The organism is Streptomyces sp. CNH287 (assembly GCF_000424825.1).
The window spans coordinates 600,809-625,713 of record NZ_AUKQ01000004.1; the positions used below are offsets into that span (position 1 = coordinate 600,809).

A 24,905-nucleotide genomic window follows, 5' to 3' on the forward strand; every position below is an offset into this window, starting at 1 on the left:
CGGAGGGGGCTGGGGTGCTCAGGAGGCGCGCGCCCCGGTGATCACGAAGACCGGGTGCCGGTGCGCCGCCTCGAGCAGTTCCTCGTCGCTGGACTTCGCGGTCACCCCGCCGAAGAAGCGGCCGACCTCCCAGCCCCAGCGCTTGAGGTAGGAGCGCAGCACCTCCACCTTGTCGGCGTCGGCGACCTCGGCGGCGGTGACCGCCTCGGCGCGCCTGCCGACGCGGATCTCGCCCTCGCCCTGTGCGCGCAGGTTGCGCACCCACTGGGTGTTGCCGCGCGGGGCCACCAGATAGCGGCGGCCGTGGAGGCTGAGCGGGTTGACCGGGGTGAGGCGCCATTCGCCGCTCTTCCGGCCGCGCACGGCGAGCACGCCTTTGCCGTTCAGGGCGATGCCGCGCTGGTTGAGCCAGGTCATCGGCCGGTGCAGCAGGGCTAGCTCGAGCTTGCCGGGCTTGATGTAGTGCGCCTGTGTGGTGTCCATCGCCACTGCCTCCTGGTGTGGTGCGCCTGCCCGGGGTCCTGCGCCGGACCGGGCCTGCCTGGCCGCCTGTGCCTGAGCCTGTATCTGAGAGCACTGCTCTCGATTAAGATCAGCGCTTCTGTATGAGGAGAGTGTGGCATCTTCCGCCAGAGAAAACAAGAGCAGTGCTCTCGTATGGGGTCGGTGCTCTGTCAGGTGCGACACTGGTCCCATGACCAGGATCACCGGGGCCCGGGAGCGGGCCCGCAGCGAAATCACCTCGGCCATCAAGGACGAGGCGCGCCGCCAGCTCGCGGAGGAGGGCGCCGCCAGGCTCTCGCTGCGCGCCGTCGCCCGCGCGCTGGGCATGGCCTCCTCGGCCCTCTACCGCTACTTTCCCAGCCGGGACGACCTGCTGACCGCCCTGATCATCGACGCCTACGACGCCGTCGGCCAGGCCGCGGAGAGCGCCCTTGCCGACGCGCCCCCCGCCGCCTCGCCGCTCGCGCGCTGGCAGGCCGTGTGCCATTCGGTGCGCGCCTGGGCGCTGGCGCACCCGCACGAGTACGGGCTGATCTACGGCTCGCCCGTGCCCGGATACGCCGCCCCGCAGGCGACCACGGGCCCCGCCGCACGGGTCGCCCGCACGCTGATCACGGTGGTCCGGGACGCGCGCGAGGCCGGCACTCTCACACCGCCGCCCGCCGACGGCCGGGACGCCGGGCCGCCGCCCGCGCTGCGCGAGGACGCCGAGCGCCTCGTCGCGGAGCTGGACGTCCCGCTGCCCGCCCTGCTGATGGCCGATCTGGTGGCCTGCTGGGCGCAGTTGTTCGGCCTGATCACCTTCGAGGTGTTCGGCCAGTTCCACCGTGTCGTCGACGCCCGCGCCGAGTTCTTCGACCGGGCGGCCACGGCGCTTGCGCTCGGTCTGGGTGTGCCCGGCGACCCGCTGCCCGCCGCGGAGGCGCCGGATCAGCCCGGCGCGGCCGACGCGAGCAGCAGCGAGGGCTCCTGACGGAGAATCCGGCCGTGCAGCGCCCGTAGCGCCGGGCCGGGGTCCGCGCCCATCTCCGCGGCGATCCGGCGGCGGGCGCCCTCGTACGCCACCAGTGCGTCGGAGGACCGGCCGCTGCGGTACAGCGCCAGCATGAGCAGCCACACGAGCCGTTCGCGCAGGGGGTGGGCCGCCACCTGCCGCAGCAGTTCATGGACGCACTCGTGGTAGCGGCCCCGTTCCAGTTCGCCCTCGAGGCGTGCCTCCAGCACCGTCAGCCGCTTCTCCGCCCAGCGCACGCGCTCCGCATCCAGATACGGTCCGGTGAGCCCCTCGGCGAACTCGCCGCGCCACAGCGCCTCCGCCTCCCGGGCGAGCGCGCCGGCGCGGCCCAGGTCACCGGCGCCGCGCGCGTCGAGCGCGGCGCGGATCAGGGCGCGGCGCTCGCGCAGGTCGTCGACGGCGGCGTGGCCGAGCCGGTAGCCGCTGCCGGTCCACACCACCTCCGGGGCCGCCTCGGCGCCCCCGCCGTCCGCCTGCCCCTCGCGCACCGCCAGCGCGCGCCGCAGCCCGGACACGTACTTCTGCACGAGGTTGCGCACGTGGACCGGCGGTTCGGCGCCCCACACCGCGTCCACCAGCGCCTGGTACGACAGGGCGCGCCCGTCCTGGAGCAGCAGCACGGCGAGCACGGTCCGCTGCCGCGGCGGTCCCAGCGCCAGTTCGGTGCCGGCGCGCACCGCCCGCAGCGGGCCGAGCATCTCGAATCTGGTGCTGCCAGTCATCCGCGCCCCTCCCTCGCCGCCGACGAGCCTACGTCCTTGGCCGCGCCCGCCGTTCCGGGGACGTCCGGCGGCCTTCCCGCGGGCGTTCCAGCGGATCTTCCAGCGGACGGTCAGCGGCCCGGGTGAACGTGACCGCACACATCCCGTACGGAGAGGAACCCGCATGGCACGGCAGGAAGGCCGAAGGGACCGGCGCGGTGGCGCCCTGGCGCGCGCCGGAGCACTCGTGGCACGGCGCGCGGGCGCGGTGCTGCTCGCGGCGCTGGTGCTGCTGCTGGGCCTCGGCGCGTACGGGGCAGGGGCGCAGGACGACCTCGAACTCTCCCGCTGGGACGCGCCGGGCACCGAGTCCGTACGGGCGGCGGGGCTGCTGCGCGACGAACACGGCACCGGCAACCCCAATCTCGCGCTGCTGGTCACCGCGCGCGGGGGCGACGTCGACCGCCCGGCCGTCGTCGCCGCCGCCCGGGACCTGGGGGAGGAGCTGGGCGAGCACCCGATGGTCACCGAGGTGACCTCCTACTGGGAGGGCGGCAGCCGGGCGCTGCGCAGCGAGGACGGCGCCCGCGCGCTCATCCTCGCCCGGCTGGAGGGCAGCGCGACCGACACCCGCGCCGAACTCGACGCGCTCTCGCCCGAGCTGGCGCGCGAGACGCCGCAACTGACGGTCGAGGTAGGCGGCCAGGAGGAGGTCTCCCGGCAGGTGAGCGCCCAGGCGCGGCAGGACTTCCTGACCGTCGAGGTGCTGGTGCTGCCCGCCGTGCTGCTCCTGCTGGTCCTGGTCTACCGGCGTACCACGGCCGCCCTGCTCACGCTCGGCGTCGGACTCTTCTCGGTGCTCGGCACGCTGGCCGGGCTGCGGCTGCTGGCCCAGTTCACCCAGGTGTCCACGTTCGCCGCGAACATCGCGCTCGTGCTCGGACTCGGACTGGGCATCGACTACAGCCTCTTCGTCATCAGCCGCTACCGGGAGGAGCGCGCGGCCGGACGCGCCCAGCACGACGCCGTGGTCCGCACGGTCGCCACCGCCGGCCGCACCGTGGTCTTCAGCGGCGTCACGGTGGCCGTCTCGCTCTGCGCGCTGCTGGTCTTCCCGTTCTTCTTCCTCAGCTCCTTCGCCTACGCCGGAATCCTCGTGGTGGTCACCGCCCTCGCCGGTGCCGTCCTCGTACTGCCCGCCGCGCTCGCCCGCTGGGGCCACCGGGTGGAGCGGCCGGGAGCCCCGGCCGTCGGCGGCCGGTTCTGGCACCGCACCGCGCTGCGGGTGATGCGCCGCCCGGCGCTCACCGGCGCGGCCGTACTGGCGCTGCTGCTGCTCGCCGGTTCGCCGCTGCTGGGGCTGCGGTTCGGGCTGCCGGACGAGCGGACGCTGCCCGAGGGCACGGCCTCGCGCACCACCTCGGAGACGATCCGCGCCGAGTTCGCGGCCGAGCCGACCGACACGCTCTACGTCGTCGCCGAACGGGAGACGCAGGCGGCGGAGGCCGGGCAGGTCACCGCGCGCTACGCGGCCCGCCTCTCCCGCATCCCCGGCGTCCACCAGGTCGAGTCCGCCGCGGGCGTCCACCGCGACGGGCGCCTGGCCGTGCCGCCAGGGGCGCGGGGCGCGGAGCCGGCCGTGCTCGCCGTCGTGCCCACGCAGGAGGCGATGCGCGGGGACGTGCCGCGGCTGGTCGAACGCGTCCGCGCCGTCACGGCACCGTTCGACGCCGTCGTCGGCGGCTACCCGGCGGAGACCTCCGACTTCCGGGACACCCTGCTGGACCGGCTCCCGTACGTCGTCGTCCTGGTCCTGGCGTCCACCTTCGTGCTGCTGTTCCTGCTGACCGGTTCGTTGCTGCTGCCGCTGAAGGCGACGGTGCTCAACCTGCTCAGCCTGTCCGTGATGTTCGGCGCGCTGGTGTGGATCTTCCAGGAGGGCCATCTGTCCGGGCTGCTCGGCTTCACCCCCACCGGATCGATCGAACCCAGCATCCCGGTGCTCATGTTCTGCGTCACCTACGGACTCTCGATGGACTACGAGGTCTTCCTGCTGTCCCGGATCAAGGAGGAGTACGCGCGCACCGGCCGCACCGACCTCGCCGTCGCCGCGGGCATCAGCCGCACCGCACCGCTGATCACCGCGGCGGCGGGCATCCTCGCGCTCAGCTTCGCCGCCTACGCCACCGGCGGCGTCGTCTTCCTCAAGGAGCTGGGAGTCGGCACCGCGCTGACGATCCTCGTCGACGCCACCCTCATCCGGACCGTGCTGCTGCCCGCCTCCATGCGGCTGGCGGGCCGGGCCAACTGGTGGGCGCCGCGCCCGCTGCGCCGACTGCACGAACGGATCGGACTCCACGAGGCGCCGCCGCCCGCGCCCGTGCCGGAGCCCGTCTCCGCGTCCGCCCCGGCATCCCCCCAGGAGGCGGCACCGCAGGCCGTACTGCCCGGGGAGTACGGGTGAGCACCGCGTCCGGCTGACGCCGCGGGGGCGGTACCGGGACTAGCGTGGCCGGTATGGAAAAAGCTCCTCCGCGCCGCGGCGCCGCGGACGCACCGCTGTGGCAGCGCCTGGTGGAGCGGCCCCCGGCCATGGCGCGGCTGCCCTGGCTGTCGACCTTCGTGATCACCGTCATCACGCTGGGCGGCTCGCGCGTCGCCGAACGCGAGCACCTGCGGCACGAGCCGCTCGACGTGGTGCCGCTGGACTCGTTCGCCCGGGTCCTGCTCTTCCTCGGCCCCGCGCTGCTGATCGTGCGGCGGCGGCATCCGGTGCTGACCGCCTTCGCCACGGCCGGGACGTGCCTGGTCTACATCGGCGCCGGCTATCCCGTGGGACCGGTCTACCTCTGTGTCGTGGTCGGCGCCTTCAGCGCCGTCGTCGCCGGGTACCGGTGGGCGGCCTGGAGCGCGCTGGGCATGCTCTGGGCCGGTCATCTCCTGGTCGGCGTCTGGCTCTACCGCTGGCTGCCGCCCTCCGGCGACGACGGGCTGGGGTGGAGCGCCGGACTGGCGCCCACCGCCTGGCTGGTGGCCGCCGCCGCCGCGGCGGAACTCGTACGGGGGCGCCGGGAGCAGTGGGTACGCCAGCGCGAGGAGCGGGAGGCGGCCGAGGTGCGCCGCGCCGACGAGGAGCGGATGCGCATCGCGCGGGAGCTGCACGACGTCCTGGCGCACAGCATCTCCGTGATCAACGTGCAGGCCGGGGTGGGCCTCGCGCTCCTGGACTCCGATCCCGAGCAGGCGCGCAGCGCGCTGCGGACGATCAAGTCGGCCAGCAAGGAGGCGCTGGGCGAGGTCCGCCACGTGCTGGACACGCTGCGCACCCCCGGTGACGCCCCCCGGGCCCCGGCGCCGGGCCTGGACCGGCTCCCCGAGCTGTCCGAGCAGGCGGCCGGGGCCGGACTCCAGGTGGTGACCCGGACCGAGGGCGAGGTGGTGCCGCTGTCGCCGGGCACGGATCTGGCCGCCTTCCGGATCATCCAGGAGGCGCTGACGAACATCATGCGGCACTCCGGCTCACGGGAGGCCCGGGTCCTGGTCGGCTACGGGCAAGCCGAGGTGCGCATCCGCATCGACGACGACGGGCCCGCGGCCGAGAACGGCCCCTCCGGCGGCGGCAACGGCCTGGTCGGCATGCGTGAGCGCGCCGCCGTGCTCGGCGGCAGCGTGGCGGCCGGTCCGCGCGCCGGGGGCGGATTCCGCGTACTGGCCCAACTTCCCCTCAAGACCCCGGATACGGTGAGCGGATCATCCCAGAGGGAGGCATCGTGATCCGCGTACTGCTGGCGGACGATCAGCTGCTCGTCCGTGCGGGGTTCCGCGCGCTGCTCGACGCGCAGTCCGACATCGAGGTGGTGGGGGAGGCCGCCGACGGCGAGGAGGCGCTCGCCCTCGTCCGCGAGCGGAACCCGGCGCTGGTCCTGATGGACATCCGGATGCCGATCCTGGACGGGCTCGTCGCGACTCGGCGGATCAGCGAGGACCCGGAGCTGTCCCACGTCAAGGTCGTCATGCTCACCACCTTCGAACTCGACGAGTACGTCTTCGAGGCGATCCGCTCCGGAGCCGCCGGGTTCCTGGTCAAGGACACCGAGCCGGAAGAACTGGTGCGCGCGGTGCGGGCGGTGGTCGAGGGCGACGCGCTGCTCTCGCCCGGAGTCACCCGCCGGCTGATCGCGGAGTTCGCGGCCCGCTCCAAGGAGCCCGCCGAGGCGGCGACGCTGGCCGAGCTGACCGAGCGGGAGCGCGAGGTGATGGCGCTGGTGGGGATCGGGCTGTCCAACGAGGAGATCGCCCGGCGGCTGGTCGTCTCCCCGCTCACCGCCAAGACGCACGTGAGCCGGACCATGGTCAAGCTGGGGGCCCGGGACCGGGCCCAACTCGTCGTGCTCGCCTACGAGTCCGGGCTCGTGCGCCCGGGCTGGCTCGGCTGACGGACGGGGTGGCGCAGCAGCACCCACAGCACCCGCCCGACGAACACGGTGCCCCCGGCCCACTGGGCGTACTGGATCCAGCCGACCGGGGCGTTCCCGAACAGCGCCGGGCTGGCCAGCGCGAGGAAGACGGCGCCGGCCAGCAGCCCGCCGCTGACCAGCGCGAAGCCGATCTCCACGATGGTGGCGTCCCGCTCGGCCTGGGACCGAGGCCCCGGCCGGGGCATGCGCCCGGCCGCCATGGGCGCCGTGCCTGACTGCCGCTTTGAGTCCATGCGGTGATTCTGCCACCGGAGGCACGGGCGCGGTATGCCCGCCGCGGCCCGGAGCGGTTGACCGGGCTGCGCGGCCCGTTAGAATGACTGACCGGTCAGTCATTGGAGGTCGCTGATGTGCGCAAGGAAGGTCGAGGCCGCCGCGCGCCGGGAGATGATCCTGAACGCTGCGGTGCGCGTGTTCGCCCGGCAGGGGTACGCCGGTACCCGGGTCGATGACGTGGCCAAGGAGGCGGGGATCGCCAAAGGCAGTGTGTATCTGCACTTCGACAGCCGGGACGCGCTGCTGGCCGCCGCCTTCGAGGTGTACGGGGCCCGGTCGCGAGCCGTGCTCCAGCAGGCGCGGAGCGGCACCGGGCCGGGTCTGGAGCAACTCGCCGCGCTGGTGCGGTCGGTGGTGGCGATGATGACCGAGGAGCCGGAGGTCACCCGCATCCTGATCGACCTGTGGGCCGCCGGCAGCCAGGAGGCCGGTCCCGCGGTGGACATGTCCGCCGAGTACCGCGAGTACCGGGCCGTGATCGCCGAACTGCTGGCCAGGGCCGAGGCCGAGGGGACTTTGCGGGCCGGGGTGGGCGCGAGCCACGCGGCCGTGGTCGTCGGCGCGATCGAGGGCTGCCTGGTGCAGTGGATCGTCGATCCGGCGCTGCCGGTCGCGGAGCTGGCCGAGCCGATCATCGAGGTCTGCGTCGAGGGTCTGCGTCTCCGGGGAGAGTCATGAGCACGGCGGGAGCCTCGGCGGCCGTCCGGTGGGTCGACGCGCGGCTCGTGGCGCCGCAGGCCGACCGGGGCGAGCGGTTCGTCTGCTACGCGAGCGCGTTGCTCGGCGCGGCCTTCGCCTTCGCCGTCGTCCGGGCGGCCGGACTGCCGCTGGCGGCGCAACTCGTCGTCGCGGCGGTGGCGTTCGACCTCTTCGGTGGGGCGGTCGTCAACGCGACCCGGGCGGCCAAGCGCTGGTTCCACCGGCCGGGACGTACCGCCGGGCACCACTTCGCCTTCGTGGCGGTCCACGTCCAGCCCTTCCTGCTGGCGCTGGCCGTGCCGGGGTTCGGCTGGCTCGCGGCGGCGGTGGGCTACGGGCTGGCGGTCGCCGGGGCAGCGGCCGTGCTGTGCGCGCCGCCGCCGCTGCGGCGGCCCGTGGCCTTCGCCGTCACGGTGCTGGCCGCGGCCGGGGTGCTGGCCCTGGTCCCCGTTCCCCCTGAACTGGCCTGGGTCATCCCGGTCCTGCTGATCAAACTGCTGCTGGCGCACCTGCTCGCCGAGGGGGAGCGGCCCTGAGTCCCGCGCCCGGTGTCCGGGCGCGGGTCACACCATGCGCCGCACCGCGTACGCGACGGCCGAGGCCGTCGCCGCCAGAAGCGCCACGGTGGTGAGTGCGGCGGTCAGCGAGAACCACTCCGCCAGGAAACCGATCGCGACGGGGCCCAGCAGCATGCCGCCGTAGCCCAGGGTGGAGGCGGCGGCGACCCCGCGCGGGCCCGCGAGCGCGCCGGCGCGGGCCATGGCGATGGGGAAGATGTTCGCCAGGCCGAGCCCGGTGATCACGAAGCCGGTCAGGACCAGCCAGACGGTCGGGGCCAGGGAGCCCAGCAGCATGCCGCCCGCCGCCGTCGCGCCGCCTCCCACCAGCAGGCGGGTCTGGCCCATCCGTTGCAGCAGGTAGCTGCCGCTGAGCCGGCCCGCGGTCATGGCCAGGGCGAAGACCGAGTAGCCCGCCGCCGCGACGCTCGTGCTCGCGCCGAGGTCGTCGGTCAGGTGGAGTGCGCTCCAGTCGGCGAGCGCGCCCTCGCCGTAGGCCGTGCACAGGGCGATCAGGCCGAGGACGATGACCAGGGCGCGGGTGCGCTTGGCGGCGGCGTCCCGGGCCGCGGTGGCTCCGGCTGCGGTGCCTTCGGCCGCGCTGCCCGCGGACGCCTCGGCGCGTGTCCCGGCCGGTGCCTCCGTACGCTCCTCGGCCGGCGCCGCGCCCGGGTCGGCGGGGAGGGTGCCCGCCAGCAGCGGGCGGGCGGCGAGCGCGGTGATCAGCAGCCCGGCCGCCGCGAGCAGCGCCAGGTGCGGTGCGGGGCCCAGCGACCCGGCGAGCAGGCCGCCCAGGCCCGCGCCGAGCATGCCGCCGAGGCTGAACGCGGCGTGGAAACTGGGCATCACCGGGCGTCGCAGGGCGGCGATCAGATCCACCGCGGCGCTGTTCACGGCGACGTTGACCGCGCCGTACGCGGCGCCGAAGACGAGCAGGACCAGGCCCAGCGCGAGCGCGGAGTGGGTCAGCGCCGGCAGCGCGATGCTGAGCGAGAGCAGCACGCTGGCCACCACCGTCACCCGTCGGCTGCCCAGGCGGTCGCACAGGCCGCCGGTGAGCATCATGGTCGCCACGGCGCCGCCGGAGACGCCCAGCAGCGCGAGGCCGAGATCGCTGGCGGAGGCGCCGGTCTGCGCCTTGATGGCCGGGATGCGGACTACCCAGCCCGCGAAGAGGAGGCCGTCGAGGGCGCAGAACGCGGTGAGCGCGATCCGCATCCGCCGCAGGACGGGGTCGGTCGGGGGCCGACTGGCGGCGCTTCGGGAGGGTTTGTCACTCGTACGGGTGGTCCGAAGTTTGTTTATTCGCGGCACAAAGCCAGAATAGGGGGGTGACCCAGACTCGGACAACAAGACTGGAGCGGGGCCGCGGCGCCCTGGGACCGGCACTCGAACTCGTGCACACCGGCCGGGCGCCCACGCGCGCGGTGCTCACGGCGGAACTGGGCGTGACCCGCGCGACCGCCGGAGCCGTCGCCGCCGAGCTCGCGGCACTCGGGCTCATCACCGTCGACGCGCGTCCCGGCGCCGCCGTCGGGCACCAGGGCCGCCCCTCGCACCGGCTCGCGGTCGCCCCGGACGGTCCCGTCGTGCTCGCCGCCCAGGTGCACCCGGACGGCTTCCGCGCCGCCCTGGTCGCCCTCGGGGGCCGGATCGTGGCCACCGCCCCGGGCAGCACGACCGTCTCCGCCGATCCGGCACAGGTGCTCGGCGAGGTCGTCGCGGCCGGTGCCGAGCTGCTCCGGCGCTCCGGCCGGCGCTGCGTGGGCGCCGGGCTCGCCGTCCCCTCGGCGGTCGCCGAGCCGGAGGGCACGGCGCTCAAGCCGCTGCACCTGTCCTGGGCCGTGGGCTCGCCCGTACGGGAGATCTTTACCCGGTGCCTCGCCGAGGCGCGCATCCCCGGCCCCGCCGGAGACGCTCCGGCGGCCGGGTTCGCCGCGAACGACGTCAACCTCGCCGCCCTGGCCGAGCACCGGCACGGCGCCGGGCGCGGCGCCCAGCACCTGCTGGTCGTGGGCACCGGGCACCGCGGCGTGGGCGGCGCGCTCGTACTGGACGGCCGGCTGCACAGCGGCAGTTCGGGCCTGGCGCTGGAGGTGGGCCACTTGACCGTGGACCCGGGCGGACGCCCCTGCCACTGCGGCAGCCGCGGCTGCCTGGACGTGGAGGCCGACCCGCTCGCCCTGCTCACGGCGGCCGGCCGGGAGCCGGGCCCGGAGGTCTCGCTGCTGGAGCAGGCACAGGCCCTCATCCGTACGGAGTACGCCACCGACCGGCGCGTGCGCGCCGCCGTCGACCTGCTCATCCAGCGGCTCGGGCTCGGTCTGGCCGGACTGGTGAACATCCTCGATCCCGACCGGATCATCCTCGCCGGGCTGCACCGCACCCTGGTGGAGACGGACGGCGAGCGGCTGCGCGCGGTGGTCGCGGACCGCAGCCTGTGGGGAGGCAGCGGCCAAGTGCCCGTACTGGCCTGTTCGCTGGACCACAACAGCCTGGTCGGGGCGGCCGAGCTGGCCTGGCAGCCCGTGCTGGACGACCCGCTCGGGTTGCTGGGAGGCTAGCCCGCATGCTGATCAGACCGGGCCGCGAGGCCGAGCTGGAAGAGCTGCGCGAGATCGAACGGGCGGCGGGGTGCTGGTTCCGCGACATCGGCATGGCGGAGATCGCCGAGCACGAGCCCCCCTCCGCCGAGGAACTGCGCGCTTTCCAGCGGGCGGAGGGGGTGTGGGTCTGCGAAGGGGAGGACGGCCGCCTCCTCGCCTACGCCCTCCTGGGGCCGGTCGACGGCAGCCTCCACGTCGAGCAGATCTCGGTGCGTCCCGAGGCCGCCCGGCGCGGTGTCGGGCGCGCCCTGCTCGAACACGTCGCGCAGCGCGCCGCCGTCGACGGTGTGCCCGCGCTGACCCTGACCACCTTCACCGAGGTGCCCTGGAACGCGCCTTACTACCAGCGCTGCGGCTTCCGGCGGCTCACCGACGCCGAACTGACCCCCGGCCTGCGCCGCATCCGGGACCACGAGGCGGAACTGGGCCTGGACCGCTGGCCGCGGGTGTGCATGCGGCGCGAGCTGGCCGCGTCGGTCGGCGGCGGCACGGCAGGGTAGGGCCGCCGCGCGGTTCGGGTCCGTACACCCCGCGAGTGCGCCTACCCTCGGCGTCATGGTTCCCCGCCGGATCGCCGACAGCCCCTACGTCAGCCTCGCCACCCGCCGCCGCGACGGCACGCCCGTGCCGACGCCGGTGTGGGCGGCCGAGGACGCCGGTGAACTGCTGGTGTGGACCCGCGAGGACAGCGGAAAGGTCAAACGGCTGCGCCGGGACCCGCGGGTCACCGTCACCCCGTGCGACGTACGCGGGCGCACCGCGGCAGCCGCGCGCCCCCTCGAGGGCACCGCGCGGCTGCTGGAGAGCCCGGCCGAACTGCGGCGGGTGCGCCGGGCGCTGACCGCCAAGTACGGCTGGCGCTTCCGCCTGGTGGACTCCGGCGGAGCCCTGCTGCGCCGGGGCCGCCGCCCGCACACCGGCGTCGCCGTCGCACTCTGACCGCGCGGGGAGCAGCGCGCCGGGCCGCGCCGTACTCCCGGCGGGGTACGCCGGGAGCCGCTGGCCGTACGACGACGCGGACCCCCCTCGGGCGCGACTCTCGGTGGTGTCGAACGCGGTCACTACCGAGGAGCTGAACCGGCATGAACACCATGGCGCACTGGGCCGACGGCGGGGGCCCCGGCCCCTGGATTCTGTTGTTCCCGCTGATCTGGGCCGCCGCCATCGTCGGCGTGGTCACCCTGCTGCGCCGTACCGTCGGGCGGGTCGGCCGCGGCGGTCGCGGGCCCTGGGCGGCGGTGCGCGAGCCGCAGCAGTCCAACGCGCCGCTGGAACTGCTCGCCCACCGCTTCGCCTCGGGCGAGATCGACGAGGACGAGTACTGGATGCGGCTGTCCGTGCTCCGTGAGAGCAAGGGCGGTGCGGAATGAGCGCCGACACCTCCACCGGGACCTCCGCGGGCGTCGCCGCACGCGTGGTCGACGCGGTCAAGATCTACGGTTCCGGCGACACCGAGGTACGCGCCCTCGACGGGGTCTCCGTCGACTTCCACGTGGGCCGGTTCACCGCCATCATGGGCCCCTCCGGCTCCGGCAAGTCCACGCTGATGCACTGCGCGGCCGGACTGGACACGCTCACCTCGGGCGAGGCCCACATCGGCGGCACCGCGCTGAGCACCCTGAGCGACAAGAAGCTGACCTTGCTGCGGCGCGAGCGGGTCGGCTTCGTCTTCCAGGCGTTCAACCTGCTGCCCACCCTGACGGTCGCCGAGAACATCACGCTGCCGCAGGACCTCGCCGGGGCGCGGTCGGACAGCGAGTGGACCGACGCGCTCATCGACGTCGTCGGGCTGCGCGACCGGCTGCGCCACCGGCCCAGCGAGCTGTCGGGCGGTCAGCAGCAGCGCGTGGCGGTCGCCCGCGCCTTCGCGGGCCGCCCCGAGGTGGTCTTCGCCGACGAGCCGACCGGAAACCTGGACTCGCAGTCCGGCGAGGAGGTGCTCGGCCTGCTCGGCAGAGCCGTGCGCCAGATGGACCGCACCGTCGTGATGGTCACCCACGACCCGGTCGCCGCCGCGCACGCCGACGAGGTGATCTTCCTCGCGGACGGCCGGCTGGTCGACCGGATGGAGGCGCCCACCGCCGAGCGCGTACTCGACCGGCTCAAGGCGCTCGACGGGGTCCGCGGCCGCAAGGAGAAGCACAAGGAAGAGGTAACGACGTGAGCGGCACCCGCGCCTCCGTGCGCATCAGCCTGTCCTCGCTGCGGACGCACAAGCGCCGGTTCGTGGGAACGGTGTCCGCGGTGGTGCTGGGCGTCGCCTTCCTCGCCGGCACGCTCGTGATGGGGGACACCCTGCGGGCCAGCTTCGACGACCTCTTCGACACCGCGAGCAGCGGCACCGACACAGTCGTCCGCAGCAGCGACGCCATCACCACCGACGCCGACGCCGAGGGCACCCGGGAGCCGGTCGACACCGGCCTGCTGGCCGCCATCGAGAAGGCGCCCGGGGTGGCCGCGGCGGCGCCCAACATCGAGGGCATGGGCCAGCTGCTGGACGCCGACGGCAAGGGCCTGGGCGGCGAGGGTCCGCCGACCGTCGCCGGGAACTGGATCGCCGACAAGGAGCTGAACCCCTATCAGCTCGCCGAGGGCCGCGCCCCGCGCGCGTCCGGCGAGGTGGTCATCAACAAGGGCGTCGCCGAACTGGGCGACCTGAAGATCGGTGACACCACCACGCTGCGCACCCCGGGCCCCGTCGAGGTGAAGATCGTCGGGCTGGCGACCTTCGCGGGCGAGGACGGCCTGGCCCAGGTGACCTTCACGGGGATGACCCGGGCCGACGCGGAGAAGTACCTCATGCCGGAACCGGGCCTGGCCGCCACCATCAAGGTGCGCGCCGAGCCCGGTACCAGCCAGGAGGAGCTGACCAAGGCGGTGAGCGCCCAGCTCCCCGGCGGCGTCGAGGCGATCACCGGCCAGGCGGCCAGCGACGAGGCCCTGGAGAACAACACCAAGGACTTCCTGACCATCTTCACCACCCTCCTGCTGGTCTTCTCCGGCATCGCGCTGTTCGTCGCGACGTTCTCGATCCACAACACCTTCGCGATCGTCGTCGCCCAGCGCACCCGGGAGAACGCCCTGCTGCGGGCGCTGGGCGCGTCCCGCCGCCAGGTACTGGGCTCGACCATGATCGAGGCCGGGGTGGTCGGGCTGTTCGCCTCCGCCGTCGGTCTGGCAGGCGGCATCGGCATGGCCGTCGGCCTCCAGGCGCTCTTCCCCGCGGTCGGCTTCCCCTTCCCCGAGGGCTCCCTGGTCATCAGCGTGCTGTCGATGGTGCTGCCGCTCATCGTCGGCGTGCTCGTCTGCCTGGGCTCCGCCCTGCTGCCCGCGCTGCGCGCCAGCCGTACGGCCCCGCTCGCCGCGCTGCGCGAGACGGCGGTGGAGAGCGCGGGCGCCTCCCGCTCCCGCGCGGTCACCGGCGGGGCACTGGGCGCGGTCGGTGTCGCTCTCGCCGTGGCCGGCGGACTCATCGGCGGCGACGCGGCGATCATGCTGACCGCGCTGGGAGCGGTCCTGGTCCTGATCGCCTTCGTGGTGCTCGGCCCGGTGGCCTCCTCCGCCGCGATCCGGGCGCTGGGGGCTCCCGCGGCCCGGATGCGCGGCATCTCCGGTTCGCTGGCCCAGCGCAACGCGCTGCGCAGCCCCAAGCGCACCGCGGCCACCGCGACCGCGCTGATGATCGGTGTCACCGTCGTGTCGCTCTTCACGGTCTTCGCCTCGTCGCTGAAGGCGACGCTGGACGACACGGTCTCGCGAAGCTTCGCGGGCGACGTCGCGGTGAGCACCCCCGGCTTCGGCGACGGCGGCAGCGGGTTCAGCCCGCGGCTGGAGCCGGAGGTCAGCCGGCTTCCCGAGGTGGACGCGGCCGTCGGCCTCGGCAACGGGGTCGCCCGTATCGACGGCAAGGGCACCGAGCTGACCGTCACCGACCCGGCCCGGCTCCAGAGCGTGATGAACCTGGGCGAGGTGAGCGGTTCGTTCGAGAACTTCGGCACAGACGGCCTCGCCGTCTCCGAGCAGAAGGCGGACGACGAGGGCTGGAAGGTCGGCTCCAAGGCCGAACTGGCCTTCACCGATGGGGCGAAGCAGACCTTCACCGTACGGGCGCTCTACGAGACCTCGGAGCTGACCGGCCACTACATGGTGACCCGTGAGGCGTGGGAACCGCACCGCACCCAGGACAGCAACCGGCTCATGGTGGTCGCCTTCAAGGACGGCGTGGAGACCGGCGCCGGAAAGGCCGCCGTCGAAAAGGTCGCGCAGAACTTCGGCAACCCGGACGTGCAGACCCGCGACGAGTACATCGAGACCTCGGCGGGCGCCATCGACGCCATGCTGGCCCTGGTCTACGCCCTGCTCGCACTGGCCGTGTTCATCGCGCTGCTGGGCATCGCCAACACCCTCACGCTGGCCGTGCACGAACGCACCCGCGAACTGGGGCTGCTGCGCTCGGTCGGCCAGACCCGCGCCCAACTGCGGTCGATGGTGCGCTGGGAGTCGGTGATGATCGCCGCCTTCGGCACCGCGGGCGGGCTGGTGCTCGGCGGGTTCCTCAGCTGGGCGCTGGTGAGTGCGGCCGACGGGCAGAGCAGTACGCCCTTCTCCTTCGCCCTCCCGCCGACGCAGCTGATCGTCATCGCGCTGGTCGGCGTGGTGGCCGGGCTGCTGGCGGGCTGGCGCCCGGCGCGCCGCGCGGCCCGGCTGGATCTCCTGCGGGCCATCGCCACGGAGTGACCGGGCAGCCGGTGACCGGGCGGGCGGCCAACGGCCGCCCGGTCACCGCGCCACCGCAAGGCCGCCGCCGGGGATGACCGGCGGCGCGTGGAACGGCACGCCTGCTCAGGCGTGCGAGGCGTGCGGCCGTCGCTCAACCCCCGAAGCGCCGGCCGCACCGCCGTCCGGTGCCCACCGCACCACGGGCATCCGGGCCGCCGCCGCGACGGCGCGGGTGGCGGTGAACGGCGCGGGCAGGGTGAACCACACCACCTTGCCCGTGCCGTCCGGCCGTACCCGCATGCCCCAGCTCTCGCTGACCGCGGCCACCAGCGCCAGCCCCCGGCCGTTGGTGGCCAGCGCGCCGGAGGCGCGCACCCGGGGCGGGCTGGGATCGCGGTCGCGCACCGAGATCGTCACCTGGCCCTGGAGCAGCACGAGTTCCACGGTGCAGCGCTTGTCGGAGCCGGTGTGCTGGTGCACGTTGGCCAGCAGCTCGGTGACCCCGAGCGCGGCGCGGTCGATCAGCGGATCGAGGTGCCAGTAGCGCAGCTGGGCGGAGACGATACGGCGGACCTGGCCGATCCGCGACGGCAGCGCCTCGAACTCCACGGCGCAGTGCCTGCTGGGGCGACTGATCACAGCGGCGACTCCCTGGAGAAGGCTCTGGGACACAGAGCTGATCGCATGTGACGTGAGTCACAAGTTCCAGGGTGCGGTCGCGCCGGCCGCGCCGCAACTCGACGCGGGCCGCACCGTCCCGCCGCGCGCCGCAGCGTCGCGCCGTCCGTACTCCCTCACCGCCCCCGGCCCGTACGGACCGGGTCTCCTCAGCGGCCGAGCACGCCCCGTTCGGCGTCCGCCTTGGCGCGGGCCGTGCGCACAGCGGCCAGCAGGCCCTCCCGGTGCGCGAGCCCCAGCCGCAGGAGGTAGCGGGTGCCGCCGAGTGTGGCCACGGCCCGGCCCCGCGAGCCGTACCAGCCGCTGACGCGGACCTGCTCCAGCGGGGCGCTGTCGATCTCCCGGCCGTAGCTCGTCAGCAGCTCCAGCCGCCCGTCGCGGATCAGCACCCGGCCCGCCCTGGTCAGCGAGCGCAACCAGCGCTCGATCCGCACGCCTCCGGCATCGAACTCGGGATCCGCCATGCCGCACCGCCCTCCGCCTCGACACTCGCAGCCGGGGACACACCCGGCCGGGCGCCGCGCACCCTTTCCGGCAGTGTGCCGCGCATCCGGCGCGTCCACCAGAGCCGCCGCACGCCGCTTCTATGATCACCAGGTGAGCGACACCGAACCGGCCCCGCCGCGGCAACCCGCCGCTGCGGCCGTCACCCTCGACGTGGACCGCAGCGACTCCGCCTACCGCTCCTGGCTCAAGGAGGCGGTCCGCAAGGTCCAGGCGGACAACCAGCGCAGCGCCGACACGCACCTGCTCAGCTTCCCGCTGCCCGAACGCTGGGGCATCGACCTCTACCTCAAGGACGAGTCCACGCACCCCACCGGCAGCCTCAAGCACCGGCTGGCCCGCTCCCTCTTCCTCTACGGCCTGTGCAACGGCTGGATTCGCCCCGGCAGGCCGGTCATCGAGGCGTCCAGCGGCTCCACCGCCGTCTCGGAGGCGTACTTCGCCAAGCTGATCGGGGTGCCCTTCATCGCGGTGATGCCGCGCACGACCAGCAAGGAGAAGTCCCGGCTGATCGAATTCCACGGCGGCCGGTGCCATCTGGTGGACGACCCGCGGACGGTGTACGAGGTCTCCGCCGCGCTGGCGGCCGAGACCGGCGGGCACTACATGGACCAGTTCACCTACGCCGAGCGGGCCACCGACTGGCGGGGCAACAACAACATCGCCGAGTCCATCTTCCAGCAGCTGCGCCTCGAACGCTTCCCCGAACCGGCCTGGATCGTCGCCACCGCCGGCACCGGCGGGACCTCCGCGACCCTCGCCCGCTACGTGCACTACACGCAGCACGACACCCGGATCTGCGTCGCCGACCCGGAGAACTCGTGCTTCTTCGACGGCTGGGTGCGCGGCGACCCGGGGGCCACCAGCGACGCCGGCTCCCGCATCGAGGGCATCGGCCGCCCCCGCATGGAGCCCAGCTTCCTGCCGTACGCCGTGGACCGGATGATGAAGGTGCCCGACGCGGCCTCCGTGGCGGCCGTACGGGCCCTGGAGTCGGCCATCGGGCGCAAGGCGGGCGGCTCGACGGGCACCGGCCTCTGGAGCGCCCTGCGCATCGTCGCCGAGATGGTCGGACGGGGGCGGGGCGGTTCGGTGGTCACCCTGCTGTGCGACCCCGGCGACCGCTACCTCGACAAGTACTACTCGGACGCCTGGCTCGCCGGACAGGGCCTGGACATCGCCCCCTACAGCGCCGCGCTGACGGCCTTCCTCGCCACCGGCACCTGGCCGCGCTGAGCGGCGCGCACCGGCGCCGGGGCCGCGCTACGGCCCGTCCGCGGCGCGGTGGTTCGCGGCCTCGCGGTCTGCGGCACGGTGCCCGCTGGCGCTGCGGTCCCTGGTGCTGTGGTCCCCGGTGCTGTGGTCCCCGGCGGTGGCCACGATCAGCCCGGGCAGCTCCGCCGCCATCTCCTCGCGCACCGCGCCGACGGCCCCCGCGTCCGTCACCAGCGTGTCGACCTGCGCCAGCGCGGCGAACGAACACAGCCCCACAGAGCCCCACTTGGTGTGGTCGGCGACCACCACGACCCGCCGCGCCGCACCCACGAACCGCCGGTTGGTCTCCGCCTCGGCCAGGTTGGGCGTGGACAGCCCCGCCTTTACCGATATGCCGTGCACCCCGAGGAAGAGCACGTCGAAGTGGAGCGAGCCGATGGCCGTGTCCGCCACCGGGCCGACCAGCGAGTCCGACGGCGTCCGCACCCCGCCCGTGAGCACCACCGTCGCCGCCGAGGACCCCGGCTGCCGCCCGCCGTCCGCGGCGCCGGGCCGCGCGCGGTGGAAGACGTCGGCCACCCGCACCGAGTTGGTCACCACCGTCAGGTCCGGGACCTCCAGCAGGCGGCGGGCGAGCGCGTAGGTGGTGGTGCCGCCCGACAGGGCGACCGCACTGCCCGGCAGGGCCAGTCCGGCCGCCGCCCGCGCGATGTCCTCCTTGGCGCCCGGCTCCAGCACGGACTTCGCCTCGAACCCGGGCTCGTGCGTGCTGGGTTCCGCCGCCCTGACCGCGCCGCCGTGCACCTTCGCCAGCGAGCCCTGCCGCGCCAGTGCCTCCAGGTCGCGCCGCACCGTCATGTCGGAGACCCGCAGCGTGCGCGTCAGTTCGTTGACCCGGACCCCGCCGCGCCGCCGCACCTCTTCCAGGATGAACGCGCGGCGCTGCTCCGCGAGGAGGTTCTGCCTGTCGTCCACCGCGCTCGTCCGTTCCTTGTTCGTCCGTTCCCTGGGTCCCCACCGGCCGGGGTCATCCTCCCATGGCGGTTTCGTGGCAGCCGGGTCACGATTTCGGGCGCTCTTGGCGGGGTGGGCTGCGCGCCGGCCGCGCGAGCGGGATGCTGTGACGCGGTCAGCAGGCATCTGTGGGGGGAGCGGTATGCGTTCGGACCGGACAGCGGAACCACCCGCGGCACCCGAGGCCGGGTCCCAGGACGCGGACTTGGGCGGGCTCGCGCTCGAACTCCTGGTGCACGGCGTCGGCGGCACCACCCCGCAGGAGATGCTCGGCGACCCGCGCACCGAGCGGATCACCGGCGACGACACGGCCGCCGTCCACCGCCGCACCGCGGACGCGGACGCGGAGGACCGGCCGCGGGAGTACGCCGACAAGCCCATCCCGGAGGCGTACTGCTGGTCCAACCTCACCTCCGGCAACAGCACCCGCGCGCTGTGGCTGATCCTGCTGCCGTTCATGGTCGTCAACCTCGCCCACTGGATGCGCCCGGCGGCCGACACCAGGCACCGGGCCGTACGGCTGCACGGGACGCTGGTGCGGCTGCTGGCCCTGAGCCTCACGGTGCTGCTGGTGGCAGCCGCCTGCGAGGTGGCGCTCGACCTGGCGGCCTGGCAGTGCGCCGGGACCCCGGAGTGCGGGCAGGAGCGCTCCTGGCTCGCCTTCATGGCCGTGGAGGGCGGGGGCGGCGCGGACGGCGCTGGCGGCGGCTGGTGGAGCCAGCCCGGCCGCCGCCTCGCGCTGGCCGCCGTGGTGCCCCTGGCGCTCACCACCTTGCTGTGGTGGCTCTCGCACCGCACCTGGAGCGCGTACGAGTCCCAGCCCCCGTGGCGCGGCCCGGACAGCCGGGAGCGCGCTGAGGCGGCCGACCGCTCGCCGCTGCGCCTGCCCGGATTCTGGTACGGCAGGCGGCTGGTGGCCCGCCTGCGTGCCGCGCACACCGCAGCCGGGCTGCTCACGGTCGCCGCCGCACTGTCCGGCGCCACCGCCCGCTTCGACCGCGAACCGGGCGGCCCGGCCGCCCTGGACGCGCTCGGCTGGGCGACCGGCGCGCTGATCGTGGCCGGCGGCCTGTGGGTGCTGCACGCGGTGTGCCGCCGCGGCCGCAAGGAGAGCGAGGCCGACGAGCGGACCGACCGGCTGACCGTGCGCGGACTGCCCGCGGCCTCCGTGGCGGTGCTCGCCCTGGCGGTCGTGCACGCCGGGTGGTCCCGGCCGGAGTGGCGCAGCGCAGGCGAACTGCCCGGCGACGCGACCTTCAGCGTGCTCGCCGTCGCGCAGGGGGTGCTGGTGGTGGCACTCGGGGCGATCGGCGTCGTGCTCCACCGGGCCGCGCCCGTGCCCCGTACGGCGCTCGCGGGCCTCGCTTCCGCGGCGGTGGCGATGCTCGCCTGCGCGCTGGGCGGGGTGATGTCCGGCGGCGTCGCGCAGTGGTTCGCCGACCGGCTGGTGGGGCCCGTCTCCGGGCCGCCCACGCTGCTGACCTGGCAGGCGTCCACGATCCCGGTGCTGCTGGGCGTGCTGCTGGTACTCCTGTGCGGGCTCGCGGTCCAGGTACGGGTGCGCAGCGGGCGGCTCGCCGGGCAGATCCACCACGCCTACCCCGGCGCACAGCCCGACGCGCCCCGCTCACGCCGCATCGGCCGGTCCATCGCCCGCGCCGCGCTCACCGACTCCGCACCCGCCCTGCTCGGCGCCGTCGCCGCGCTGGGCCTGCTGCTGGGGGCCGCCGCCGTGCTGGGCACCTGGCTGAGCGGGGAGGCGCCCGGCAGCGCGGCCGACGCCGCGCCCTCCGCCGTCGACGGCTTCGCCGACGCCGTGCAGTCGCTGGGCTCCTGGCTCATCGGCTTCGTCTTCCTGCTCTTCCTCACCTGCGGGCGCCGCGCCTACCGGGACGCCTCCGCCCGCCGCACCGTCGGCATCCTGTGGGACGTGGGCACCTTCTGGCCGCGCGCCGCCCACCCCTTCGCGCCGCCGTGCTACGCGGAGCGCGCCGTACCCGACCTGGTGTGGCGCATGGCGACCTGGACACAGGAGCGCGAGAGCGGCCGTATCGTCCTCTCCGGCCACTCCCAGGGCAGCGTCCTGGCGGCGGCGGCGGTCTGGCAGCTCGACCCGGTCACCCGCCGCCAAGTCGCCCTGCTCACCTACGGATCGCCGTTGGAGCGGCTCTACGGGCGCTGGTTCCCGGCCTACTTCGGACCGCAGCCGCTGGAGGCGCTGCACCGCGAGCTGGACTGCTGGCAGAACCTGTGGCGGCTCACCGACCCCATCGGGGGGCCCGTCCGGCTGCCCGGCCACGAGGGCCACCGGGTCGACCGGGGGCCGCTCCAGGACCCGCTGGCCTACGGGCGCACCCCGCAGCGCCCCCTGCCCGGGCCGCTGCTGGGGCACAGCGACTACCAGGCCGATCCGGCGTTCGGGGAGGAGCGGGACCGGCTGCTGGCCCGGCTGCTGACGCGGCGCCGGTACGGCGGGGCCGGCCTCGGTTCCGCCCCCCCCCCCGCCTCTGCACCCGCGCCGGAACCGGAGCCGCCGTCCGGCGGCGGAGGACTGCCCGGCCCGCGCACCCGCGAACCGGCCGGAGAGGGCGCGGAGGGCGGCGCGGACGGGACCTGAGCGGGCGTCAGATCGGCGCGGGCAGGTCCTCGCCGAAGAGCAGCGTCAGATCATCCGTGCTCGGCTCCGCCAGCAGCGACACCCGCCCCGCGTGCCGCTCGACCATCGCCTCGAAGGTCTGCCGGGCGGTGCGCCCGTTCCCGAACGAGGGTCCGCGCGGGATCACCGTGAAGTGCTTCAGCAGGGCCTCCTGCGCGCCCTCGCCCAGCTGGTACTCGTGCTCCTCGGCCTGCTGCTCCACGATGAGCAGCAGCTCCTCGGGGCTGTAGTCGCCGAAGGTGATGGTGCGTGAGAAGCGGGACGCCACACCGGGGTTGACCGCCAGGAAGCGCTCCATCTCCTCGGTGTACCCGGCGGCTATGACCACGACCTCCTCGCGGTGGTCCTCCATCAGCTTCACCAGGGTGTCGATCGCCTCCCGGCCGAAGTCGCGGCCGGAGTCCTCGGGCGAGAGGGCGTACGCCTCGTCGATGAAGAGGACACCGCCGCGCGCCCGGTCGAACGCCTGCTGGGTGCGGATCGCCGTCGAGCCGATGTGCTCGCCCACCAGGTCGACCCGCGACACCTCGACCAGGTGCCCGCGCTCCAGCACGGACAGCGCGTACAGGATCTCGCCGTAGAGCCGGGCGACGGTCGTCTTGCCGGTGCCCGGGGCACCGGTGAAGACCAGGTGGCGGCGCGCGGAGGCGGCCTTGAGGCCGGCGCGCTGGCGGCGGCGGCCGACCTCGATCATGTTCGTCAGGGTGCGGACCTCGCGTTTGACGCTCTCCAGGCCCACCAGGGCGTCGAGTTCGGCCAGCACCTCCTCGGAGGGGCGGGGCGGTTCGGGCTCGCCGGGCGCGGCGGCCCCGGGCTGCTCCGTCCCCCCGGCACCGAGCCCGGCCCCCGCGGCGGCGGGCGCGGTCAGCAGGCCCCCGGCCGAGACGGGGCTAGCGGGCCGGGCCACGGGCGGCGGGGGCACGGCGGCGCTCTCGTCGCTGGTGCAGTCCTCCACCAGCGGCCCGTCCTCGGCGAACTCGAAGCCGCCGCGCGCGCACCGCTCCGTCCGGCAGCGGCGCAGCGTCGTGCGGCAGCCGTCGATGACGTGGAAGCCGTAGCCCTGGGAGCCGGTGACCCGGCAGGCGTGGAAGGTGCCGCGGCCCTCCGCCGAGACGTAGACCCCCGCCTCCTCCGCCGCGGTGACGGTGCAGCGCTCGACGGTCGGATCGGCGCCCTTGGTCACGATCAGGCCCGTCGCGGCGGCGTCGATCGTGCAGTTGGACAGGTGGCCGCCGCTGCCGTGGTCGCGGAACCAGGCGCCCGTACCGGCTTCCCGGATGCGGCAGTCGTCGAGCTGCACCGTGGCGCCGTCGCTCACCGAGACGGCGGTGCCCCGGACCTGGGAGAGGTCGCTGTCCAGCACGTCCGCCCGCGAACCCCGGTCGAGCACGAACAGGGCGTCGGGCACGCTGTGCACCCGGCAGGACTCCAGCACGGCGGCAGCGCCGTCACTGATCCACACGGCCGGGTAGTCGCCCGTACTCTCGTGGATCTCGCAGCTGTTGGCGTCCACCCGGGTGCCCGGGTCCCAGACCGAGAGGCCGTTGCGGCCGAAGCGGCGCACGGTGGAGCGGGTGAGGGTGAGCACGGAGCGGGACCGCAGGTCTATCGCGTTCTCCGGTATGTCGTGGATCTCGCAGTCGGCGAGGGTCAGCACGGCGTCGGTGTCCAGGGTGATGCCGTCGGCCGTGGTGCGGTGCACGCGACAGCCCGTCAGATGGCCGGCCGCTCGGTCGGCGACGAGCAGACCGGTGCCCTTGACCTCGTACACCTCGCAGCCCACCGCCTCCACGGCGGTGCCCTCGCCCTGGAGCGAGAGCCCGGCGCCCGAGGCGTGGTGGACGCGGCAGCGCTCCAGCCGGGGGTGCGCGCCGTCGCGCACCGAGATGCCCGACTGGCCGGCGGCGACCACCTCGCACTCCTCGTACACCCCGCCCGCGCCGCCGCTGACGCTGATGCCCAGGCCCGCCGGGTTGTCCACCGTGCAGCGGCGCACCGTGGGCCGGGCGCCGCCGCGCACCTCTATCCCGGCGGCGGAGCGGGTCAGTACCCGGATGCCGGTCAGCTCGGGCGCGCAGTCCTCGACCAGCAGGGCCGGCACGGACGCGTCCTGGCCCTCCAGCTGGAGGTCGTGCACGACCGCCGAGGAAAGGACCGTCAGCGCCACCCCCTCCGTCGGCGCGACGCGCACCGAACCGCTGCCCGCCCGCTCCGGGCCGCGCAGCGTCACCGCGCGGTCCAGGACGAGGTTCTCCCGGTAGGTGCCCGGCGACACCGTCAGCACATCGCCGTCCGACGCCGCCTGGAGCGCGGCGGACAGCGAACCGTACTCTCCGGTGCGCCGCCGCCAGCGCGAGGTGCCGGTATGCGTGACCTGGACCGAGGGCTGTCCCATGGACTGCTGCGTCCTCACTTCGTGCGATCTGGAACTGCGGTGCCGCGACGCCGCGGCGGGCCGAGACCACCACCGTAGCGTGCGCGGAGCGGCGGCGATGACCGGTCAGTTGCCGGTCCCCGCCCGCCCGGAGTCGGGGCCGATCCGCGCCCACTCGTCGTCCCACCGCGCGTACCGCCGCCGCAGCAACTGCCGTACGGCCAGGCGCCGTCCGGTCTCCACGGCCGCACCGGCGGCCACCGCCGCGACCAGCCCGGCCAGCAGCGCCTGCGAGGAGGCGGTGCCGGCGGACATCGGGGGAGTGGTGATCTGCCCGTCGTCGTCCGTCCACACCCGGAAGCGGTCTCCGGGCAGCACGGGATGGCCGACCTCGGCGGGGCCCGTGCGCGTCGCGCCGTCGGGGCCGGGCCAGTAGGCGATGACCTGCCGCCGCCCCTCGTCCTCCGACAGTTCCTCCGTCTCGGAGTCCAGCGGGCGGCGGGGAACCACCAGCTGCTGCACCGTGGCCCGCACCGAGTGGCGCTCGGCGCGCTGCGCGGCGACGGAGGAGAGCAGCTTCTCGTGTGCCAGGACACCGACCAGCATGCCCACCACCGGTGCGCCGCACAGGATCAGCGCGGCGGCGCCCAGCGAGAGCCACGCCTCGTGGCGGTCGCTGCGGCGGCACAGCGGGTTGCGGCGCCAGCGCCACAGTCCTGCGACAGTCCGCACGTCCTCACCCCCGTTCCCCTCGGCCCGACTTTACTCGGGTGCGGGGGTGTTTCGGGGCCATGGTCGGCGCGGTCGGAATGCGCCTGTGACCTGGCCGTGCTCCCAGGCGCCGGTTTGCCGCGGCCGATGCGTGGCAGCCGGGGTGCCGTACGGCACGCAGAGCGCCCAGAGACGCCC

Annotated in this window: 23 protein-coding genes; 14 read left to right on the plus strand and 9 right to left on the minus strand. The window is 74.6% G+C overall.

Annotated elements, in window-relative coordinates; all coding sequences use genetic code 11:
• Positions 1-18: 18 nt before the first annotated feature.
• Entirely contained in the window at positions 19-483 is a 465-nt protein-coding gene (locus H299_RS0105905; protein ID WP_027747660.1) for a nitroreductase family deazaflavin-dependent oxidoreductase, read from the minus strand.
• A gap of 211 nt (positions 484-694) precedes the next feature.
• On the opposite strand from H299_RS0105905, the gene H299_RS32415 reads away from it, so the two are divergent.
• A complete protein-coding gene (locus tag H299_RS32415) occupies positions 695-1,477 on the plus strand; it encodes a TetR/AcrR family transcriptional regulator (protein ID WP_051262150.1) in 783 nt (260 codons plus the stop codon).
• Here H299_RS32415 and H299_RS0105915 read toward each other — a convergent pair.
• Positions 1,435-2,241 carry an AfsR/SARP family transcriptional regulator gene (locus H299_RS0105915; protein WP_027747661.1) on the minus strand — a complete coding sequence of 269 codons (807 nt, stop codon included), beginning with the start codon at positions 2,239-2,241 and terminating at the stop codon, positions 1,435-1,437. The genes H299_RS32415 and H299_RS0105915 overlap by 43 nt on opposite strands.
• Before the next feature lie 163 nt (positions 2,242-2,404).
• Between H299_RS0105915 and H299_RS32420 the strand changes: the two genes are divergently transcribed.
• From H299_RS32420 to H299_RS0105930, 3 genes are read left to right on the plus strand one after another with little or no spacing between them, the layout of a single operon-like run.
• On the plus strand, positions 2,405-4,684 hold the full coding sequence (locus H299_RS32420) for an MMPL family transporter (RefSeq protein WP_051262151.1): 2,280 nt from the start codon (positions 2,405-2,407) through the stop codon (positions 4,682-4,684).
• Positions 4,685-4,737: 53 nt separating this feature from the next.
• Complete coding sequence (locus H299_RS32425; RefSeq protein ID WP_078512482.1) at positions 4,738-5,994, plus strand: sensor histidine kinase; 1,257 nt, start codon at positions 4,738-4,740, stop codon at positions 5,992-5,994.
• Positions 5,991-6,656 (plus strand): response regulator transcription factor, encoded by a 666-nt coding sequence (locus H299_RS0105930; protein WP_027747662.1) that lies wholly within the window; start codon positions 5,991-5,993, stop codon positions 6,654-6,656. The genes H299_RS32425 and H299_RS0105930 overlap by 4 nt, the downstream gene beginning before the upstream one ends.
• Here H299_RS0105930 and H299_RS0105935 read toward each other — a convergent pair.
• On the minus strand, positions 6,617-6,931 hold the full coding sequence (locus H299_RS0105935; protein WP_486587162.1) for a DUF6332 family protein: 315 nt from the start codon (positions 6,929-6,931) through the stop codon (positions 6,617-6,619). The two genes, H299_RS0105930 and H299_RS0105935, sit on opposite strands and share 40 nt — an antisense overlap.
• Before the next feature lie 115 nt (positions 6,932-7,046).
• Here H299_RS0105935 and H299_RS0105940 point away from each other — a divergent pair, with 115 nt between their 5' ends.
• Both H299_RS0105940 and H299_RS0105945 read left to right on the plus strand, forming a co-directional pair.
• A complete protein-coding gene (locus H299_RS0105940) occupies positions 7,047-7,652 on the plus strand; it encodes a TetR/AcrR family transcriptional regulator (RefSeq protein ID WP_027747664.1) in 606 nt (201 codons plus the stop codon).
• Positions 7,649-8,209: a hypothetical protein gene (locus H299_RS0105945; RefSeq protein WP_027747665.1), complete on the plus strand. Its 561-nt coding sequence runs from the start codon at positions 7,649-7,651 to the stop codon at positions 8,207-8,209. Before H299_RS0105940 ends, H299_RS0105945 begins: the two co-directional genes overlap by 4 nt.
• 27 nt (positions 8,210-8,236) lie before the next feature.
• On the opposite strand, the gene H299_RS0105950 is transcribed toward H299_RS0105945, so the two are convergent.
• On the minus strand, positions 8,237-9,544 hold the full coding sequence (locus H299_RS0105950; protein ID WP_486587163.1) for an MFS transporter: 1,308 nt from the start codon (positions 9,542-9,544) through the stop codon (positions 8,237-8,239).
• A 17-nt stretch (positions 9,545-9,561) separates the two neighbouring features.
• Here H299_RS0105950 and H299_RS0105955 point away from each other — a divergent pair, with 17 nt between their 5' ends.
• The 6 genes from H299_RS0105955 (at position 9,562) to H299_RS0105980 (ending at position 15,573) form a co-directional block, all read left to right on the plus strand.
• Positions 9,562-10,794, plus strand: coding sequence for an ROK family protein (locus tag H299_RS0105955; protein ID WP_027747667.1), 1,233 nt, complete (start codon positions 9,562-9,564; stop codon positions 10,792-10,794).
• Between the two features lie 5 nt (positions 10,795-10,799).
• Entirely contained in the window at positions 10,800-11,336 is a 537-nt protein-coding gene (locus H299_RS0105960; RefSeq protein ID WP_027747668.1) for a GNAT family N-acetyltransferase, read from the plus strand.
• Positions 11,337-11,391: 55 nt separating this feature from the next.
• The gene (locus H299_RS0105965) at positions 11,392-11,775 is read left to right on the plus strand and encodes a PPOX class F420-dependent oxidoreductase (protein WP_027747669.1); all 384 of its coding nucleotides are present in this window, start codon (positions 11,392-11,394) and stop codon (positions 11,773-11,775) included.
• A gap of 143 nt (positions 11,776-11,918) precedes the next feature.
• On the plus strand, positions 11,919-12,206 hold the full coding sequence (locus H299_RS0105970; protein WP_027747670.1) for an SHOCT domain-containing protein: 288 nt from the start codon (positions 11,919-11,921) through the stop codon (positions 12,204-12,206).
• Entirely contained in the window at positions 12,203-13,000 is a 798-nt protein-coding gene (locus H299_RS0105975) for an ABC transporter ATP-binding protein (protein WP_027747671.1), read from the plus strand. Before H299_RS0105970 ends, H299_RS0105975 begins: the two co-directional genes overlap by 4 nt.
• Positions 12,997-15,573 (plus strand): FtsX-like permease family protein, encoded by a 2,577-nt coding sequence (locus tag H299_RS0105980; RefSeq protein ID WP_027747672.1) that lies wholly within the window; start codon positions 12,997-12,999, stop codon positions 15,571-15,573. Before H299_RS0105975 ends, H299_RS0105980 begins: the two co-directional genes overlap by 4 nt.
• A 105-nt stretch (positions 15,574-15,678) precedes the next feature.
• On the opposite strand, the gene H299_RS32430 is transcribed toward H299_RS0105980, so the two are convergent.
• On the minus strand, positions 15,679-16,194 hold the full coding sequence (locus tag H299_RS32430) for an ATP-binding protein (RefSeq protein WP_051262152.1): 516 nt from the start codon (positions 16,192-16,194) through the stop codon (positions 15,679-15,681).
• Between the two features lie 188 nt (positions 16,195-16,382).
• Complete coding sequence (locus H299_RS0105990) at positions 16,383-16,697, minus strand: hypothetical protein (protein WP_027747673.1); 315 nt, start codon at positions 16,695-16,697, stop codon at positions 16,383-16,385.
• A gap of 133 nt (positions 16,698-16,830) precedes the next feature.
• On the opposite strand from H299_RS0105990, the gene H299_RS32435 reads away from it, so the two are divergent.
• Positions 16,831-17,973, plus strand: a complete 1,143-nt coding sequence (locus H299_RS32435; RefSeq protein ID WP_037757780.1) for a PLP-dependent cysteine synthase family protein — start codon at positions 16,831-16,833, stop codon at positions 17,971-17,973.
• 27 nt (positions 17,974-18,000) lie between these two features.
• On the opposite strand, the gene H299_RS32440 is transcribed toward H299_RS32435, so the two are convergent.
• Positions 18,001-18,927 carry a DeoR/GlpR family DNA-binding transcription regulator gene (locus H299_RS32440; RefSeq protein ID WP_078512483.1) on the minus strand — a complete coding sequence of 309 codons (927 nt, stop codon included), beginning with the start codon at positions 18,925-18,927 and terminating at the stop codon, positions 18,001-18,003.
• Between the two features lie 181 nt (positions 18,928-19,108).
• On the opposite strand from H299_RS32440, the gene H299_RS32445 reads away from it, so the two are divergent.
• Positions 19,109-21,583 carry a hypothetical protein gene (locus H299_RS32445; RefSeq protein ID WP_486587164.1) on the plus strand — a complete coding sequence of 825 codons (2,475 nt, stop codon included), beginning with the start codon at positions 19,109-19,111 and terminating at the stop codon, positions 21,581-21,583.
• A gap of 7 nt (positions 21,584-21,590) precedes the next feature.
• Here H299_RS32445 and H299_RS0106010 read toward each other — a convergent pair whose 3' ends face one another.
• Both H299_RS0106010 and H299_RS0106015 read right to left on the minus strand, forming a co-directional pair.
• Positions 21,591-24,017, minus strand: coding sequence for a right-handed parallel beta-helix repeat-containing protein (locus tag H299_RS0106010; RefSeq protein ID WP_027747674.1), 2,427 nt, complete (start codon positions 24,015-24,017; stop codon positions 21,591-21,593).
• Positions 24,018-24,122: 105 nt separating this feature from the next.
• Positions 24,123-24,728, minus strand: a complete 606-nt coding sequence (locus tag H299_RS0106015) for an Rv1733c family protein (protein WP_027747675.1) — start codon at positions 24,726-24,728, stop codon at positions 24,123-24,125.
• Positions 24,729-24,905: the final 177 nt, after the last annotated feature.